This is a genomic window from Flavobacterium nitratireducens (assembly GCF_029625335.1).
Classification (GTDB): domain Bacteria; phylum Bacteroidota; class Bacteroidia; order Flavobacteriales; family Flavobacteriaceae; genus Flavobacterium; species Flavobacterium nitratireducens.
Window position 1 is genome coordinate 1399479 of sequence record NZ_CP121111.1, and the last position, 16006, is coordinate 1415484.

Consider the following 16006-nt stretch of genomic DNA (forward strand, 5'->3'; position numbering starts at 1 on the left):
TTAAGAGTCTGATTCGTTTTTTTCTTTTTCAATAAAATCGTAATTCACATCATAATTGGATGAAAAGTAAGCACTAATTTCTTCTTCTTGATCTTCTTTTGGTGGATTTACAAAATTACCATTTACATCAAAACGTTGCATAAATTTATCTTCAGCCGGATTATAATCGGGCATTTCCCATTCGTATTTTGGGACTTTTTTAAATTCGGGAGTTCCATAATATAATGCTAATCCCAAACCCGTAATCAGTCCCGACAAATGACCTTCCCATGAAATGGTATCATCTACCTCCGGAAAAACATACCAAATCATTCCGCCATACATCATAATAACAGCCAGAGATAATGCTACCAAACGATAATATTTGGTAAAAATCCCTTTAAAAAAGACGAAAGAAAATAACACATAAATGAGTCCGCTGGCTCCAATATGGAAATTTTCTCTTCCAATAAGCCATGTTAAAAGTCCTGAAAACAAAATCCCACAAACAATCACTCTTAGAGACAAATTGGAATAAAAAAACTGTAATGCAGCCAACAATACTAAAAGCGGAATAGAGTTATTGTAGAGATGCATTAAATCGGCATGAATGAAAGGGCTAAAAATCACACCTTGTAAACCAGAGAATGAACGAGGATAAATACCATTTTCTACAAAATCAAAGTCAAAACGGATTTGCAGCCAATAGACAAACCAGAGGGAAAACACAAAAAAAAGTGGAAGACCTATAACGACGTTTGTAAATTTAAAATGCTTATCCATTATTTGTTTTTTAAAAAATAAATCAATTATGAAACCAAAAACAATATAATGCTATTTTGTCATAAAGTTAATTCGGTTAAATAAATATTTGTTGATTTGCTTATTCTAATGTCATAAATTTGAATATTCAAAATCTGATTTCAAAAATATTCTGATTGGTGATTGAAGATTAACGAATTTAGATTTCAGATCAAAAAAATGGAAGCACCTTTAGCAGAACGCATACGCCCGCAAAAATTAGACGAATACATCAGTCAATTACACTTGGTTGGTCCGAATGGCTCTTTGACCCAACAAATTGCAAAAGGAATTATCCCATCCTTAATTTTCTGGGGACCTCCGGGAACAGGAAAAACCACCTTGGCACAAATTATTGCTCAGGAATCGCAACGCCCTTTTTTTGTATTAAGCGCTATTAATTCGGGGGTAAAAGACATTCGTGAAGTGATTGACAAGGCCAAACAAAGTGGCGGACTTTTCACTGCTAAAAACCCTATTTTGTTTATTGATGAGATTCATCGTTTCAGTAAATCGCAACAAGATTCTTTGCTAGCTGCCGTTGAAAAAGGATGGATTACACTCGTAGGTGCAACAACCGAAAATCCAAGTTTTGAGGTAATCCCTGCACTTTTATCCCGTTGCCAAGTTTATGTTTTAAATGCATTTACAAAAGCCGATTTGATTTCGCTTTTGGAGCGCGCTATGAAAACCGATGTCTATTTAAAAAACAAAGACATCCAACTCAAAGAAACTGAAGCTTTATTACGTCTTTCAGGAGGTGATGGCCGTAAACTATTAAATATATTCGAATTAGTGATTAACGCTTCTGCAGGGGATGAAATCATCATAACAAATAATCGCGTTTTAGAATTAGTTCAGCAAAATACGGTACTTTATGACAAAACTGGCGAACAACATTATGACATTATTTCGGCTTTCATTAAATCCATACGTGGCAGCGACCCTAATGGAGCCGTTTATTGGTTAGCTCGAATGATTGAAGGTGGCGAAGATGTAAAATTCATTGCCAGACGATTATTGATTTCGGCCAGTGAAGATATTGGGAATGCCAATCCTACAGCTTTAATTATGGCGAATAATACTTTTCAGGCAGTTACCACTATTGGTTATCCAGAAAGTAGAATTCTATTGAGTCAATGTGCTATTTATTTAGCCACTTCGCCTAAAAGTAATGCCTCTTACATGGCTATCAATACAGCGCAGCAAATTGTAAAACAAACAGGGGATTTATCAGTACCTATTCATTTACGAAATGCACCTACTAAACTGATGAAAGAATTGGGTTATGGTGAAGAGTATAAATATTCGCATGATTATGCTAATAATTTTGCCGAACAGGAATACTTACCTGAAGAAATAAAAAACACCCCTATTTATGTCCCTGGAGAAAATGCCAGAGAAAAAACAACCAGAGAATTTCTTAAAAATCGCTGGAAAGACAAATATGGATATTAGAAGTTAGAAATTAGAAGTAGATATATAACAAAAACAGATTTCAGATTAGATGATTAACATTCTTAATCTGAAATCTGAAATCTGAAATCTGAAATCTGAAATCTGGACTAAAACTTAACGTTTACTTTTTCAGAAACTAATTGATCATTTTGATAATATTCAAAAAACCATTGGTTGTCTTTTTTAACTAAAACACCTTGCTGATTTCCTTTTTGAGCTAAAAATGAATTAGCATCAGAAGTTTTATAAATTTTCATTATCACTGATGGTTTACTATCAATCAACTGATAGTTTCCTCCTGCTAATGGTTGAGCAAAAAGTACTTCATTTGGATCCAATACAACTTTTGTCTCAACATTAGACTGAACAGTATTTTCAATCTTAACAGCTGCAGGCTCTTTTACCATTTCGCTTTTTTGTTCTGTTGCAACGTTTGCACCTCCGTTATATTTATATTCTAGCGCATAAACGGACTCAAAAGCTTTATTCAATGCCTCATGATAGGCTACCTGATATTCTTTTTCTCTACTTGATCCTATTTCAGATTGATAAACAATTTTACCGTAACAATCCTTGAAAGTCAAGAACAATTTTGTAACTAAAAAACCATTTTGTTTTTCAATATTATAATTTAATACTGCACATCTATTGATTTGCTGTGGAATTATTTCGTTTGAATAATAAACTTCAAAACCTACTTTTTCCAAATTAAATTTTGACAAAGTAGACAATCGATATTGGTTTTCTGATTTCAAGAAATCAAATTTCAAAGGAACAACTACTGCTTTATAATCGTTTATAGACTGTGCTATTCCGAAACTAGATACTAGTAATAAAAGTAATAAAAACTGTTTTTTCATATTAATTTAATTTGAATATATTGGTTGTATTATAGAGTGTGATTTCTAAAAAAGTTGCTTGTAAAGCTTCTTTAAAAATTTTTATTTTTTTACAAATACTTTTTAAGTTCTAATAAATGATTTACTTGTTTGATGTTGCTGTTTACAGCTTCCTTATTTTCATTGAAATATATCGCATCAATCCCGGCATCCAAAGCTCCAAATACATCTGCTTCTATAGAATCCCCTATCATAATACTGGATTCTTTTTTGGCTTTCGCCAAATTCAGAGCGTATTCAAAAATAATAGGATTAGGCTTTTTACCCCCTGCCATTTCCGAATTAGTAATCGTAGAAAAATAGTTAATCAAATTAGCGTTTTTGAGCTTCTTTTGTTGAACATGTGCAAAACCATTAGTTATGACATGAAGCTTATATTTCCCATTTAAATAATCCAAAATTTCATACGCACCATCAAAAAGATGGTTATTATCGGTCAACAAATCAATATATTCCTGAGAAATCAACTCTATATCATTGTCTGAAATTGAATAACCAATTGCATCAAAAGACAATTTCAATCGATCATAGCGCAATTGTTGATGCGTTATTTTATCGTATTGATACAGTTTCCAGCAGGATTGATTAATTGGAAGGTATTGTTTTATAAAATCTTCAATTTGTACTTCCGGATGATTCCTGCTAAAAATAGTTTCAAAAGTAATTTTTGAATTTTTATCAAAATCCCAAAGCGTATGATCTAAATCAAAAAACACATCTTTAATATCCAAATTTATCATGTTTTACTCCCAATAAAATCTATTTTAACCATTTTTTCACTCTAAATAACTTCCTTGTATTAATTTATAAGCAAAAAACACCACTTCTTTTCAGTTCATCAATTTTTTTAACTTATTAAAACTCGTTCTTAGACTTCATCATAGCAATAAGTAATCAAATATACCAAATCCAAATCCGTACACAATATTGTGAAGGTAAATTAACAATTCACGAAATGAAGTATTTTAAAAAACTTATATTTGTTGAAAACCTATTTGCATTTTGAATCAGGAATTTCAAATATATTCTTTGGGTGAACAATCCTTAACTATCGAATTAGGTAAAACGATAGACTTAGCCATTTACCAAAAAGTAATTGCTTTACAAAAGCGAATAAAATCCTTGGCATTACCCGGAATTATAGAATTAGTTCCCTGTTATTGTACACTAACAATCTATTTTGACCCATTTACTTTAAAAAAACATTTTCCTAAATCGCCAAAAAGTGTTTCTGAAAATTTGAGTGGACATATTCAAGAAATTATTAGTCATTGGAATCCTGAAATTCAAGAAAACACAACATCAAAATTACTTGAAATCCCAGTATGTTATGACACAAAATATGGATTAGATTTAGAAGAAGTAGCTTTGTATCACAACACCACTGTTACCAAAATTATAGAACAACATACTGCAACTATCTATACTGTTTTTATGGTTGGATTTTTACCCGGTTTTCCATACTTGGGAATCCTTCCGGAATCGTTAGCTACTCCTAGAAAAAAACAACCGCGACTGAAAATGCCAGCTGGTGCGGTCGCTATTGGTGGAAATCAAACCGGAATTTACCCGATAGAAAGTCCAGGTGGCTGGAATATTGTTGGTCAGACTCCATTAAAAATTTTTGATAAAGAACGTTCAAATCCTTTCCTATTACAAGCTGGAAATCAAGTAAAGTTCGTTCCCATTAGTGTAGAAGAATTTGAAAATTACAAGCCATGATACAAGTATTACAATCCGGTATCCAAACCAGCATTCAGGATTTAGGTCGTTGGGGCTCCCAGTCTTTCGGGATTGCTGTGGGGGGAAGTTTGTGTCAATATTCTACTTCCATCGCTAATGTTTTGGTAGGAAATGAAACTGGGACTCCTGTTTTAGAAATCGTCCAATCACCACACCAATTTTTATTTGAAAAAGAAGCTTTAATTAGTTTCTCGGGTGGCGGACTAATTCCAAAGGTGAATGGAAACGAAATTCCATTGAACCAACCCCATTTTATCAAAGCGGGTTCTTTATTGGAAATTAAAAAACCAAGCGCTGGATTTCGGCTTTATATGGCAATAGCCGGTGGATTTCGAGCCGATGAATTCCTAAACAGTTATGCGACTCATTTTGCAACAAAAAAAGGAGGTTTTCAGGGACGTGCTATTCAAAAAGGAGACAATCTAAGTATTTTGAAAGAACCAAGTCCAATTGCTCAAAATATTATACAAAGTTTAAAACAAGGAGCGTACTTCAAAATTAACGGAGCGGCTTTTACCTTGCCCATTTCAAATGAAATTAGAGTTACAACAGGAGTTGATTTTGATTTACTTACCAATAAATCACAACAAACTTTAATTAAGAAACCATTCTCCATTTCTAATAATTCCAATCGAATGGGTTATCGCCTTGACGGAACAGCTTTAGAAACAAAAGAAAATATTGAGATGATTTCTTCGGCCGTAGCCAAAGGAACCATTCAATTACTTCCCGATGGTCAATTGATTGCTTTGATGCCTGATTGTCAAACCGTAGGAGGTTATCCAAAAATTGCACATATTATCACAACTGATATTTCTAAATGTGCCCAATTAAAACCTAGTGAATCTATTTTCTTTTCGATTGTTTCTTTGGCGGAAGCCGAAAAATTACTAGAAAAACAAAACCAACAAATTAAACTTTTAGAAACCCTTATTCAGCAACATTTTTCATGAAAAACTATATCGATATCAATTGTGATTTAGGCGAAGGAATAGGCAACGAAAAAGAGCTACTTCCTTTTATCAGTTCCGCCAATATTGCCTGCGGTTACCATGCCGGTGATGAAAATACTATGAAAAAAACTATTGAACTTTGCTTGGAATATGGTATTGCGATTGGCGCGCATCCTTCTTTTCCCGACAGAGCCAATTTTGGAAGAACCAATATGAATCTTCCTTCCGAAGAGCTACACAAAATAATGCTGGACCAAATTCATACTATCTCGAATATTGCAGCCAGTTTTGGAACAAAGTTACAACATGTAAAACCTCATGGGGCTTTGTATAATATGGCCGCAAAAGATTTTGAACTAGCTTACACGCTTACCCAATCTGTAAAAGAAATAGATGCTCAATTAAGTTTTTTTGGTTTACCAAATTCTGAAATGGAAAAAGCAAGTAACAAATCGGGGATTCATTTTATCGGAGAAGCATTTGCCGACCGAACTTACCAAAACGACGGAACTCTGACACCAAGAACTAATTCTAATGCACTAATAGAAACGGAAACGGAAGCTATCGAACAAGTACTTCAAATCATACAAACCGAAACGGTAACAAGTGTTATAGGTAACCAAATTCCTTTGCTAGCCGAAACCATTTGCATACATGGCGATGGAAAACATGCGGTGCTCTTTGCTAAATCACTACATGATAAACTGACTCAAAACAACATCCAAATTAAACCATTACGATAAGTATGAAAAAAACATTTGATAAAAAAGCATTACTAGGTGCGGCTTTCCTAATGGCTACATCAGCGATTGGTCCAGGCTTTTTAACACAAACCACTAATTATACCAAAGAATTTTTAGCGAGTTGTGGGGCTATTATTTTGATTTCCGTACTCATTGATATTTTCTCTCAATTAAACGTTTGGAGAATTATAACCGTTAGCGGTAAAAAAGTATCTGTAATTGCTAATGAAATGCAATCAGGTACGGGACATTTCCTGACGCTTTTAGTGGTACTAGGAGGATTAGCCTTTAACATTGGAAACATTGCCGGAGCAGGATTGGGAGTGAATGTTCTTTTTGGCATTAGCGTTCAACAAGGAGCCGCCATAAGTGCTTTAATAGCCGTTTTTATTTTCCTGATGAAAGAAGCTTCAAAAGCTATGGATTGGTTTGTAAAAATACTGGGAATTACCATGATTGGAATTACTTGCTACATTGCCTTCATTACAAATCCACCTATCAAAGAAGTCATTATTCGTTCTGTATTTCCTGAAAAATTGAGTTGGACCGCTATTGTAACACTCGTGGGTGGTACAGTGGGTGGTTATATTACTTTTGCAGGAGCGCACCGATTATTAGATTCAGGTATTACGGGGATTGACAATCAAAAAGAAGTAAGCAGAAGTTCCGTAACCGCTATCTTATTAGCGTCGGTAATGCGAGTAATGCTTTTCCTTGCTGCATTAGGTGTGATTATAAAAGGTGCTTCGCTTAGCGCTGACAATCCTGCCGCTTCGGTATATGAATTTGCAGCCGGAAAAATTGGTTATAAAATTTTCGGATTGGTTATTTGGGCGGCATCAATTACATCAGTTGTAGGTTCAGCGTATACTTCTATTTCTTTTTTCAAAACCTTAAAACCTTCATTGGAAAAGAAAAGTAATATTCATATTGTGGTGTTCATTTTGATATCTACCTTCATTTTTGTGTTGTAGGGCAAACCGATTGTTATCTTAATTTGGGCAGGAACTATTAATGGATTTATTCTCCCAATTTCATTAGGATTGATGCTTTTAGCAGTGAAAAAGAAAAGCATTTTTGGAGAATACAAACACCCTTTGTGGCTCACCATTACAGGCTGGTTTGTAGTTGCAATCATGAGTTATATGAGCATAACTACTTTGATTGAACAATTAGCTTAAAAATAAAAAACGCTCCACTAATTCATAATTGTTTGAGCGTTTAAAACATGCCTTCATCTACAAAACTAAAATATTTTGTCTCAGTTACAATCAAATGATCCAATACTTTTATTTCTAAACTATCACCAGCCATTTTTAACTTCTTAGTAATTTGTTTATCGGCATCACTAGGAATCAAAGTTCCTGATGGATGATTATGACACAAAATCAAAGCCGTGGCTCCTTTTTCCAGTGCCATTTTAAAAACCAATCGGACATCAACTAGGGTTCCGGTAATTCCACCTACACTCAACTGCGCTTTTGAAATTACTTTATTAGAATTATTCAAATATAAAATCCAAAATTCTTCGTGTGGCAATTCGCCAATTATAGGCTGCATCATTTCAAATACTGATTTGCTGGAAGTAATTTTAGTCAATTCGACGGCTTCCTCTGCCCTTCTCCTTCTTCCGAGTTCCATAGCAGCCATAATTGAAATGGCTTTGGCCTCGCCTATTCCTTTGAAATTCAACAACTGAGACATCGATAATTTTCCTAAAGCATTCAAATTATTGGCTACACTGGATAAAATCCTTTTGCTTAAATCCACAGCCGATTCGTTCCTGCTTCCTGAGCCAATCAAAATCGCAATTAATTCGGCATCACTTAAAGCACTCTTACCTTTGAGCATTAATTTTTCTCTCGGCTTATCATCTTCAGACCAATTTCTAATGGGGAAATGACTGTTTTCCATAGTAAAAGATTTAGTTTATATAATCTTATTTTGTAAATATAACACTAAAACCTTTACGCACAATCTTGTCATTCCGTAGGAATCTATAATTCAAAATGATTATTCCAAAACTCTAAGTTTGGATTTATTTCTTTAATCAAATTTAATTTCTTTTCTCTGGAAAGATTCTTTATTTCTTTTTCTCGTCCAATAGCTAATTGAATCCAACTGAATTTTTCAAAATAAATTAAAAAATGAGCATTGTATTTAGCTGTAAAACTATTTGGATTTAACTTAGTTTCATGTTGCTTAAGTCTTAATTTTAAATTATTAGTAACACCAGTATATAAAACTGTTCTGTTTTTATTAGTTAAAATATAAACGTAATAAGTATAAATTCCTTCGGTGTACTCAATCATAACATTCAACTATTAAAATAAAAAAAGAGATTCCTACGGAATGACAAGATTGTGGGTGTTTTTTTTTACACAAACTATAACCGTCCAGTTTGTCATTCCGTAGGAATCTCTGCTTAAAAATGAGTATTCCCAAAAAACAATCGAAAGGCTTATTGAATCAATCCTTTCACCTCATCAAAATTCAAACCTCCGTAATTTCCGGAACTCATCAATAACAAAGCTGAATTGTCTAAATTCATATTGAATAAATAATCTTTAAATTCTTTTGGATTCGTATAAATTATTAAATCCTGACGATTGAATGCTTTAGCGATTTGGTCATAAGTCACTTCTTCCAATTGCTTAATTTTTACTGCATCTGGCGAATAGAAAACCACAGCCACATCGGCATTATCCAAAGCCCCTTCATATTCTATTAAAAACTCAGCATTCAAGCTACTGTAAGTATGCAATTCTAAACATGCCACTAAAGTTCTGTTTGGATATTGCTCTTTTACTGCTTTAGTTGTTGCTGCTACCTTACTTGGCGAATGGGCAAAATCTTTATAAGCAACTTTCCCTTTTCCTTCGGCAATTTTTTCTAAACGTTTAGAAGCCCCTTTAAAACTTGCTATAGCTTCATAAAAATCGGCTTCATCAACCCCCATATTTTGGCAAATCCATTTGGCACCAGCCAAATTATTCAAATTATGCGCTCCAAAAACTTCAATAGGCATTGCTCCTTCTGGTGTTTCCAATAGAGTTACACCATCGCTTACACTGTATTCAGGCGTATGATAGGCTAATTTTCGAATAGGACTTGTCGCTGCTTCTGCCACACGCTTTACTTCTGGATCATTTTCATTGTACACTAAAATTCCACCATTGGTAATTTTGCTTATAAAAATCTCAAACTGTTCTACATAGTTTTCATAAGTAGGGAATACATTGATATGATCCCAGGCAATTCCCGAAATCAAAGCAATATTGGGTTGGTACAAATGAAACTTTGGTCTTCTGTCAATTGGCGAGGACAAGTACTCGTCTCCTTCCAAAACCATAAAATCATTTTCTTCGGTGAGATGAACCATCGTATCAAAACCTTCCAATTGCGCACCCACCATATAATCTACTTCAATTCCATGATAATGCATTACGTGTAAAATCATAGAAGTAATTGTTGTTTTTCCGTGTGAACCTCCAATTACTACGCGGGTTTTATTTTTAGATTGTTCGTATAAAAATTCTGGATACGAATAGATTTTCAAACCCAATTCCTGTGCTTTCAACAATTCAGGATTATCCGCTTTAGCATGCATCCCTAAAATAATTGCATCAATATCGGCAGTAATTTTTTCTGGAAACCACCCTAGTTCGGCTGGCAGAATTCCTTTTTTTCCAAACGTGATTTAGACGGCTCAAAGATAGCATCATCACTACCTGTAACCTGATATCCTTTATTATGTAAGGCTAAGGCCAAATTGTGCATAGCACTTCCACCAATAGCTATAAAATGTGTTTTCATATGAATAATTGATATTCGCTTAAGCGTAAATTGTATTTTTAAATTTAATTATCGTATCTCTTTTTATATTCATCCAAAATCGATTTTGCCTTATCAGGAGATTTCATTTTATTGGCATATAAATTAGCCAGTTTTTGATAAGTCTTTTTAGAATTCCCTATTGAAATAGCTTTTTTGTATTGTTGTTCTGCCTTAGAATATCGATTAAAATGTTCCTCAATATGACCTCTTGACAAATAACCATCAACAGGAGAAATTTGCATTAATTCATTGGAATATTGAATTGCTTTTTTTTCGCTTCCACCCAAAATACCTGGCAACTTTAAGTTTAATTCTATTAATGCCCACCTAGCTTCAATGTGTTTGGGATTTAGTTGTATCGCCTTTTCAAAATTAGACCGAACCTCATCAATCATCCCCAAGGCTTTGAATTTATTGACTTCGAGCGCCTTCATTCCTAAAGCACCACCGTATTTAAAACAATAATCAGCATCATTGGGCTTTATTCGTTTTAACTTACCATAATACTGTAAGGCGTCGTCCCATGATTTTTGATAGCCAGCAATATCCCCTAAATATTCCAAAACCTTAACATTAGAAGGATTGGTTTGTACTATTTTTTCAAAAAGAACTTTAGAAGGCTCCCATTTTCCTTCTTTAAACAATTGTTGAGCTCTCTCAAAATCAGATTGAGAAAAAACCATAAGAGGAACCACCAAAAAAAGTAACCAAATTCTTTTCATGTTTCAAAAATAAGGAAATATAAATGGCAATTAACTTTTTAAAACTAAATTTATTTAAAACAAAAAAGAAACCCGACAAACTTATAACTTGTCGGGTTCCATTTAAATATGACCATCAATTATTTAGTGATCGTTAACTCATCAATGATGTTTTTGGCACCAGCGTATTTGTCTATAATCCAAAGTACATAACGAATATCTACACAAATAGTACGTTGTAAATTTTTGTCAAATATTACATCTCCTGCCATAGCTTCGATATTTCCGTCAAACGCAACTCCTACTAATTCTCCTTTTCCATTCATTACAGGAGAACCTGAATTTCCACCAGTTATGTCATTATCGGTCAAAAAGTTTACCGGCATATAACCCGCTTTATCTGCATATTGACCAAAATCTTTAGCTTTATTTAATTCTAATAAACGAGAAGGCAAATCAAATTCTGCATCAGCTGCTTTGTATTTTTTAACCATACTAGTCATATCAGTATAGTTGTTAATCGTAGCATCGTTTCGAGGGTCTTTTGGTAAAGCGCGTACTTTTCCGTAAGTTAAACGTAAAGTAGAATTAGCATCCGGATATTTCACAGTATTTAATCCTGAAACTCTCAACCCTTCAACTAATTTACGATAAGCTTTTTCGAAAGCATCCTCGGCTAAAATTTGCTTTTCTGATTTCTCTCTGTATTTAGTTAGTAAATCATTTGAAATCACAAACAAAGGATCATTTGCAATTTTAGAAGCATCAGGATTACTCATAAATGCTTCAATAGATGCCTTTGAAGTAAAAATACTTGAAGCAACCGCCTTAGCAACATCATTTGTAAAATCGCCATTATTGGCTTTACTCATGTTAGCAATTACTGGCGATAATCCGTATTCAGAAGCTTTGGCAGCGTATAAATTCAATTGAGCTGTTAACACTTCTTTTTCTAGGGCTTCATTGATCGTTCCGTAAGTTGATTCTATAAAAGCTTTTAACTTTGGCAACATTTCTGTTCGTTTCGCCTCATTTTCTTTATAATATTGAATTAATCCAGTACCAATATTAGCCGTTGCAGCAGCATATGTTGATGTACGAAGTGTTTGCATTAAATAACTATCATGACGTGCTTTCAAATTAGTTGCAGCATAAAAATCATTAATTACCGAAATTACATTTCCGTAAGTTTCTTTGTTCGCCTTTTTATTAGCCCATTTGTTAAATTTATCTTCTTGGATCGCTTTTATTTTAGCAGTTTGAGCTTTCGTCAGCGATTCAATCATTCCCTGACGGTTCTTCCAATAGTTAGCCGTTTGTGCATATTTCCCGGCATAAGCCAAACGAACCGATACATCCTTATCCATGTATTTCTTCATTTGATCCATCCCTGTTTTAGCTCCTTCAACCCAAGCAGGATAAGCATACTTTACATTTTGCTCAATTCCACCAGCAGGCATCCATCTATTAGTACGTCCTGGATAGCCCAAAATCATTGCAAAATCATTTTCCTGAACTCCTTTTAAACTAATTGGCAAATGGTGTTTCGGTTGCAAAGGCACATTCTCTTTAGAATATTCTGCTGGATTTCCATTTTTATCAGCATAAATACGGAACATCGAAAAATCGCCAGTTTGTCGAGGCCACTCCCAATTGTCAGTATCTCCTCCAAATTTACCAACACTTTCCGGTGGAGTACCCACTAAACGAACGTCGGTATAATCTTGGTATACAAAATAATAGTATTCATTCCCTTGAAAGAAAGGACGAACAGAAACAACATATTTACCATTTTCATTATTTTCACGCTCAATCAAACTCATTTCTTTTTGAATGATGGCATTGCGTTCCGCTTCGGTCATTTTATCATTTACTTTTGATAAAATACGTTTGGTACAATCGTCCATTCTTACAAAAAAACGAACATATAAGGATTTCGGTTCTCATTTCTTGGCTACGATCTTTAGCCCAGAATCCATCACGTAAATAGTTTTGTTCTTGTGAAGACAGTTCCGCAATGGCATTATAACCACAGTGGTGATTAGTAAGCAACAAACCTGTATTCGATACAATTTCGGCTGTACAACCTCCGTTGAACTGAACAATCGCATCTTTCAAACTATGATGATTAATACTATAGATTTCTTCGGCTGTTAGCTGCAAACCCATTTTTTCCATATCTCTATGGTTCAATCTTTCAATAAACATTAAGAACCACATTCCTTCATCGGCTCTAACAGGTAAAGCCAAGAGGCAAGTTGTTAAGAATAAGATAATTTTTTTCATTTTATAATTGAATTTATAATGCGAATATAATTGATTTTCAAGAGCAAAATCAAAGCTTCAAATGAATAAAGAAAGCCGAAATTTAACTGTTAAATAAGAACGAAATACCTTCTTTTTTTAGATTTTAATTGCGATTTCAACGTATTTATTAACCTAAAATTAAAAACTTTATAAACTACAAAATCTAGCAAAATGAAATAACACCATACTGCTAACAAAAAACGTAGCGACACAAACACTTTAATCTTCAAAAATTGATATTCTATTCTATGATAATTAATAACATAAAACAAACATTACCATAACATTATCCCTATATTTTTGTAAAAAAATAATAAGAAAAAGTCTATCATCAAATTTTCTAAATGAAGATACTTTTCTATAAAATATCTAAAAAGTGAAAATATTTTACGCCATTCAAGCCACTGGAAACGGACACATCAGTAGAGCTACCCAATTGTATCCTTATCTACAAAAATTTGGTGAAGTTGACTTTTTCTGAGCGGCAGCAATGCGAGTTTAGACATTAAATTACCCATTCAATATAAAAGTAAAGGTTGTAGTTTGCATTATAGCAAATGTGGCGGTTTAAATTATTGGGAAATAACCAAAAATATCCGTCCGCGCCAAATTTACAAAGATGCCGATGCACTGCCTTTAAAAAAATATGATGTAATCATTAACGACTTTGATTCAATTACTTCATTGGCTTGTAAAATGCAAAAAGTACATTCGGTACAACTAGGACATCAGGCTAGTTTTATTTCACAAGCAACACCTCGACCAGAAAAGAAAAGTTTAATGGGCGAAATGATTTTAAAACATTATGCTACTGCTCCAAAAAACATAGGGTTACATTTTGAAAAATATGATTCCTTTATTCTTCCTCCGATTATCAAAGATGAAATTGTACAAGCAACGCCTACTAATTTAAAACACATCACCGTTTACCTACCTTCATTTGATAAAGATTGTCTAGAAAAAGCCTTTAATAAAGTTTCGGACGTACATTTTCACTGGTTTTTGCAAGGTATTGAATTTAAACATACTATTGGAAATATTACTTATTTCCCTGTGAATCAAAAGAAATTCAATGAGAGTTTAATTTCGTGCGAAGGGATTATTACAGGTGGAGGATTTGAAACACCTGCCGAAGCCTTGTATCTAGGTAAAAAAATCCTTTCTATACCAATTAAAAGTCATTACGAACAAGAATGTAATGCCGCAGCGCTAAAAAAAATGGGAGTACCAGTTGTATATGAAGTAGGGAAAAATTTCAACGAAATAATTGAAAAATGGCTCAATCTTACAATTGATTATCCTAAAATGCAAGCCAATAACATTCCGGAAACTTTGCAATATATGTTTGATACGTATAGGGAGTAAAAACAATCTTTCTAAAAACAAAAAAACCACTAACGAATCAAACTCATTAGTGGTTTTTATTCTTTTTAAAGAATGAAATTACTCATTTAACATTTTCCAAAGTTTATCTTTCAATTCTGTTAATCCTTGTTGAGCAACCGATGAAATAAACAAATAAGGTACATCTTTGAAAGCTTCATCTAATTCTACTTTCAATTCAGCTCTTAATTCATCATCCAGCATATCACATTTGGTGATAATCAACAAACGTTCTTTGTCTAACATTTCTGGATTGTATTTGGTCAATTCATTAACCAAAATATCATATTCTGCTTTGATGTCAGGTGTATCAACTGGCACCATGAAAAGCAAAGTTGAATTTCGCTCAATATGACGCAAGAAATAATGTCCTAAGCCTTTTCCTTCGGCAGCACCTTCAATAATTCCAGGAATATCTGCAATTACAAAAGATTGAAAATCTCTGTAGGCAACAATTCCTAAATTTGGTTTTAAAGTCGTAAACGGATAATCGGCAATTTTAGGTTTTGCAGAAGTCAATACAGATAGCAAAGTTGATTTTCCTGCATTAGGAAAACCTACTAAACCAACATCTGCCAAAACTTTCAATTCTAAAATCACGTCCATTTCAACACCTGGTAATCCAGGCTGGGCGTAACGAGGGGTTTGATTAGTAGAACTTCTAAAATGCCAGTTTCCTAATCCTCCTTTTCCGCCTTTAGCTAAAATTTTACGTTCTCCGTCCTCAGTAATTTCAAATAAAACCTCTCCGGTTTCTTTATCTTTCACAACCGTTCCTAATGGCACTTCGATATATTTATCATCTCCATCTGCACCTGTACTTCGGTCTCCTCCTCCATCACCGCCGTGACCCGCTTTAATGTGACGGGCAAATTTCAAGTGGAATAAAGTCCAAAGACCTTTATTACCCACAATATAAATATGACCTCCACGACCACCATCACCACCATCTGGCCCCCCTTTTTCAATAAATTTTTCTCTATGTAAATGCGTAGAACCTTTTCCTCCTTTTCCGGAAGAAACAAATATTTTTACGTAATCTACAAAATTCCCCTCTGTCATGTTTTTAAGTGTTCAGTCATCAGTATTTAAGTGTTCAATTTCAGATTACTCCTAATTAACACTAAATCTTTCGACAATTTAATTCCTTTTTTCAATGTTCCATTTTTTAATTGCAAAATAACTGCCAACTAAAAGCCTAA

The 16006-nt window shown here is 33.8% G+C and carries 14 protein-coding genes and 2 pseudogenes; 7 read left to right on the forward strand and 9 right to left on the reverse strand.

Features of this window, described 5'->3' with window-relative positions; genetic code table 11:
• Complete coding sequence (locus P5P90_RS06690) at positions 1 to 762, reverse strand: rhomboid family intramembrane serine protease (RefSeq protein WP_278036377.1); 762 nt, start codon at positions 760 to 762, stop codon at positions 1 to 3.
• A 198-nt stretch (positions 763 to 960) separates the two neighbouring features.
• Here P5P90_RS06690 and P5P90_RS06695 point away from each other — a divergent pair, with 198 nt between their 5' ends.
• On the forward strand, positions 961 to 2238 hold the full coding sequence (locus P5P90_RS06695) for a replication-associated recombination protein A (RefSeq protein WP_278036378.1): 1278 nt from the start codon (positions 961 to 963) through the stop codon (positions 2236 to 2238).
• Positions 2239 to 2345: 107 nt separating this feature from the next.
• Here the strand turns inward: P5P90_RS06695 and P5P90_RS06700 are convergent, their stop codons facing one another.
• Together P5P90_RS06700 and P5P90_RS06705 are read right to left on the reverse strand one after the other, a co-directional pair.
• A complete protein-coding gene (locus P5P90_RS06700; protein WP_278036379.1) occupies positions 2346 to 3098 on the reverse strand; it encodes a hypothetical protein in 753 nt (250 codons plus the stop codon).
• An 89-nt stretch (positions 3099 to 3187) separates the two neighbouring features.
• Positions 3188 to 3874, reverse strand: a complete 687-nt coding sequence (locus P5P90_RS06705) for a YjjG family noncanonical pyrimidine nucleotidase (RefSeq protein WP_278036488.1) — start codon at positions 3872 to 3874, stop codon at positions 3188 to 3190.
• Positions 3875 to 4139: 265 nt separating this feature from the next.
• On the opposite strand from P5P90_RS06705, the gene pxpB reads away from it, so the two are divergent.
• The 5 genes from pxpB to P5P90_RS06730 all read left to right on the forward strand — a co-directional run bounded on the left by pxpB (position 4140) and on the right by P5P90_RS06730 (position 7757).
• On the forward strand, positions 4140 to 4859 hold the full coding sequence (gene pxpB, locus P5P90_RS06710; RefSeq protein ID WP_278036380.1) for a 5-oxoprolinase subunit PxpB: 720 nt from the start codon (positions 4140 to 4142) through the stop codon (positions 4857 to 4859).
• Entirely contained in the window at positions 4856 to 5833 is a 978-nt protein-coding gene (locus P5P90_RS06715; RefSeq protein WP_278036381.1) for a 5-oxoprolinase subunit C family protein, read from the forward strand. Before pxpB ends, P5P90_RS06715 begins: the two co-directional genes overlap by 4 nt.
• Positions 5830 to 6576, forward strand: a complete 747-nt coding sequence (locus P5P90_RS06720; RefSeq protein WP_278036382.1) for a LamB/YcsF family protein — start codon at positions 5830 to 5832, stop codon at positions 6574 to 6576. The genes P5P90_RS06715 and P5P90_RS06720 overlap by 4 nt, the downstream gene beginning before the upstream one ends.
• Before the next feature lie 2 nt (positions 6577 to 6578).
• Entirely contained in the window at positions 6579 to 7550 is a 972-nt protein-coding gene (locus P5P90_RS06725; RefSeq protein WP_278036383.1) for an NRAMP family divalent metal transporter, read from the forward strand.
• A gap of 69 nt (positions 7551 to 7619) precedes the next feature.
• Complete coding sequence (locus tag P5P90_RS06730) at positions 7620 to 7757, forward strand: hypothetical protein (RefSeq protein WP_278036384.1); 138 nt, start codon at positions 7620 to 7622, stop codon at positions 7755 to 7757.
• 40 nt (positions 7758 to 7797) lie between these two features.
• On the opposite strand, the gene radC is transcribed toward P5P90_RS06730, so the two are convergent.
• The 5 genes and pseudogenes from radC to P5P90_RS06755 form a co-directional block, all read right to left on the reverse strand.
• Complete coding sequence (gene radC, locus P5P90_RS06735) at positions 7798 to 8490, reverse strand: RadC family protein (protein ID WP_278036385.1); 693 nt, start codon at positions 8488 to 8490, stop codon at positions 7798 to 7800.
• A gap of 83 nt (positions 8491 to 8573) precedes the next feature.
• Positions 8574 to 8888, reverse strand: a complete 315-nt coding sequence (locus P5P90_RS06740) for a GIY-YIG nuclease family protein (protein ID WP_278036386.1) — start codon at positions 8886 to 8888, stop codon at positions 8574 to 8576.
• Between the two features lie 149 nt (positions 8889 to 9037).
• A pseudogene (locus P5P90_RS06745) lies at positions 9038 to 10392 on the reverse strand (UDP-N-acetylmuramate--L-alanine ligase).
• Between the two features lie 44 nt (positions 10393 to 10436).
• The gene (locus tag P5P90_RS06750) at positions 10437 to 11135 is read right to left on the reverse strand and encodes a tetratricopeptide repeat protein (protein WP_278036387.1); all 699 of its coding nucleotides are present in this window, start codon (positions 11133 to 11135) and stop codon (positions 10437 to 10439) included.
• Positions 11136 to 11254: 119 nt separating this feature from the next.
• A pseudogene (locus tag P5P90_RS06755) lies at positions 11255 to 13400 on the reverse strand (S46 family peptidase).
• A gap of 564 nt (positions 13401 to 13964) precedes the next feature.
• Here P5P90_RS06755 and P5P90_RS06760 point away from each other — a divergent pair.
• Positions 13965 to 14786, forward strand: coding sequence for a glycosyltransferase family protein (locus P5P90_RS06760; RefSeq protein WP_278036388.1), 822 nt, complete (start codon positions 13965 to 13967; stop codon positions 14784 to 14786).
• A gap of 78 nt (positions 14787 to 14864) precedes the next feature.
• Here P5P90_RS06760 and obgE read toward each other — a convergent pair whose 3' ends face one another.
• Positions 14865 to 15866, reverse strand: a complete 1002-nt coding sequence (obgE, locus tag P5P90_RS06765; protein ID WP_278036389.1) for a GTPase ObgE — start codon at positions 15864 to 15866, stop codon at positions 14865 to 14867.
• Positions 15867 to 16006: the final 140 nt, after the last annotated feature.